A 2,272-nucleotide genomic window follows, 5' to 3' on the forward strand; every position below is an offset into this window, starting at 1 on the left:
CGACTATTTGAATCAGTTGAGCAGTTAGAAGAGTTGTTACATAAATTATTAAATGAAGGAGAGCTAATCATTAATTGGTCTCGTAAAATTAAAAATAAGGGCAATGCTGTTTATTAAATCAAGCTGCGTAGCAGCTTAGCATTTCTAAAATTGAACAAGGATTGGTATTGCGGAAACGATCAGCGACAATAAAAAGCTGAACTCAAAAATCTTTCAAAACTAGAATGGACACTATCAAATACCTGCTGTCAGAAGATCAAATGCCTACTGCTTGGTATAACATTCAGGCAGATTTATCCACACCTCTACCCCCTGTCCTTCATCCCGGTACAGGTCAACCCATTACTCCCGATGACTTGGCTCCCCTGTTTCCGCCCAGTTTAATTGAACAGGAAGTTACTCAGGAACGGTGGATTGAAATACCAGACGAAGTACAATCCATTTATCGTCAATGGCGGCCTACTCCACTGTATCGCGCTCGCAGATTGGAAAAAGCCCTCGATACTCCCGCCAAAATTTACTATAAATACGAAGGTGTTAGCCCGGCCGGAAGTCATAAACCGAATACTGCTGTTGCACAAGCTTACTATAACAAACAAGCAGGGGTACAACGATTAACAACGGAAACCGGAGCCGGACAGTGGGGTTCTTCCCTGGCATTTGCGGGGGCATTGTTTGGGCTGGAAGTGTTAGTTTATATGGTGAAAGTCAGCTATCAGCAAAAGCCCTATCGTCGTGCGTTGATGGAAACTTACGGAGCAAGAGTTGTGGCTAGTCCCAGCGAAGAAACGCAGGCTGGGCGATCAATCTTAGCATCACACCCAAATAGCACGGGGAGTTTGGGAATTGCGATTAGTGAAGCGGTGGAAATTGCCGCCCAAGATGACGGGGCTAAGTATGCTTTGGGTAGTGTTCTTAACCACGTTTTACTGCACCAAACCGTAATTGGCTTGGAAGCTTTAGCACAACTGGAAATGGCAGGTGACTATCCAGATATTGTAGTCGGCTGTACGGGTGGGGGGAGTAATTTCGCTGGGATTGCTTTTCCGTTTCTGGGTGCAAAGCTACGAGGTGAAAGAGATGTGGAGATTATTGCTGTAGAACCTGCGGCTTGCCCTACTCTGACTCGTGGCAAATACGCTTATGATTTTGGCGATACGGCTCACTTAACGCCATTAGTAAAAATGCACACTTTGGGTAGCACTTTTGTACCGGAAGGCATTCATGCAGGTGGCTTGCGTTATCATGGGATGGCTCCCTTGGTTAGTCATATCGTGAATTTGGGATTAGCGAAACCGCGTGCAGAATATCAGTTAGGTTGTTTCGCGGCGGGATTGACTTTTGCTCGTGCTGAGGGGATTCTACCTGCTCCAGAAGCGAATCATGCTGTGAAAGTGGCTCTCGATGAGGCTTTAAAATGTCGGGAGTCTGGGGAAAGCAAGGTGATTTTGTTTAATCTTTGCGGTCACGGACATTTCGATATGCAGGCTTATATGGATTATCAAGCTGGAAAATTGGTAGATACTGAGTATAGTCCAGAGGAAGTGGCGATGGCTTTGGCAGGTTTACCTGTTATTGGTTAACGAGATTGCAGCAAGAGCAGAAAGCCACGCTTAAGTTCGGTCTCCAGATCAGATTATCTATTGTGGCTAAGGAGCGTTTTCATCTTGATTTTCCCTCCTCAATGCTGCCAGAAAATTCCGTAAAAATAAGGGTTTACGATATTGAATTGGAGCAAATTTCACAATGGAAGGAATAACGGATAAATTAATGAACTATCAGCAAATTGTGCAGCAGTTGTTGATGGGTTACGCAGAAGTTAAGCCAGCTTATGGCGATTTTGAGGTGGAGACTATTTTTGATACCCAGCGAAATCATTATCAAATTGTGCATCTAGGTTGGCAGCATAAACGCTGGAAGATTGTATAATACATCTTGATATTCGGAACGAGAAAATCTGGATTTTTTACAATTCAACGGAACATGATATTGCAACAGATTTAGTTGATTTGGGTGTACCAAAACAAGATATTGTGTTAGGTTTTTATCCTCCTTTCATGCGGGAAATGAGCGACTATGCTGTCGGCTAAAAGTTTTTCATTTCTAAGCTAAATCAAATTCTTATTTTTAGTTTTAACTCGTTGGTAAAACTCTTCCATAACTTGAATAAAAGAATGCTCTTTTTTCCAAAAAGCCGGAAAATCTCCTTGTTTCTTAATCAAAATTGCTGGTAAACTCACAGAAGAGGGTTCTTCAACAACTTGAGGAAGTC

The 2,272-nt window shown here is 42.9% G+C and carries 1 protein-coding gene and 2 pseudogenes; all 3 read left to right on the forward strand.

Going from position 1 to position 2,272, the window contains the following annotated elements:
- Positions 1 to 117 (forward strand): annotated as a pseudogene (locus tag H6G57_RS29325) (IS630 family transposase); the annotation flags it as partial.
- Between the two features lie 107 nt (positions 118 to 224).
- A complete protein-coding gene (locus tag H6G57_RS28580; RefSeq protein ID WP_190525227.1) occupies positions 225 to 1,583 on the forward strand; it encodes a TrpB-like pyridoxal phosphate-dependent enzyme in 1,359 nt (452 codons plus the stop codon).
- A 163-nt stretch (positions 1,584 to 1,746) separates the two neighbouring features.
- Positions 1,747 to 2,090: pseudogene (locus H6G57_RS28585) on the forward strand (XisI protein).
- Positions 2,091 to 2,272: the final 182 nt, after the last annotated feature.

Origin of the sequence: Planktothrix sp. FACHB-1365 (assembly GCF_014697575.1) — a bacterium.
Taxonomy (GTDB): Bacteria; Cyanobacteriota; Cyanobacteriia; order Cyanobacteriales; family Microcoleaceae; genus Planktothrix.

Coding starts and splice junctions, on each gene's coding strand:
- H6G57_RS28580 (WP_190525227.1), top strand. CDS start 225: ATGGACACTATCAAATACCTGCTGTCAGAAGATCAAATGCCTACTGCT.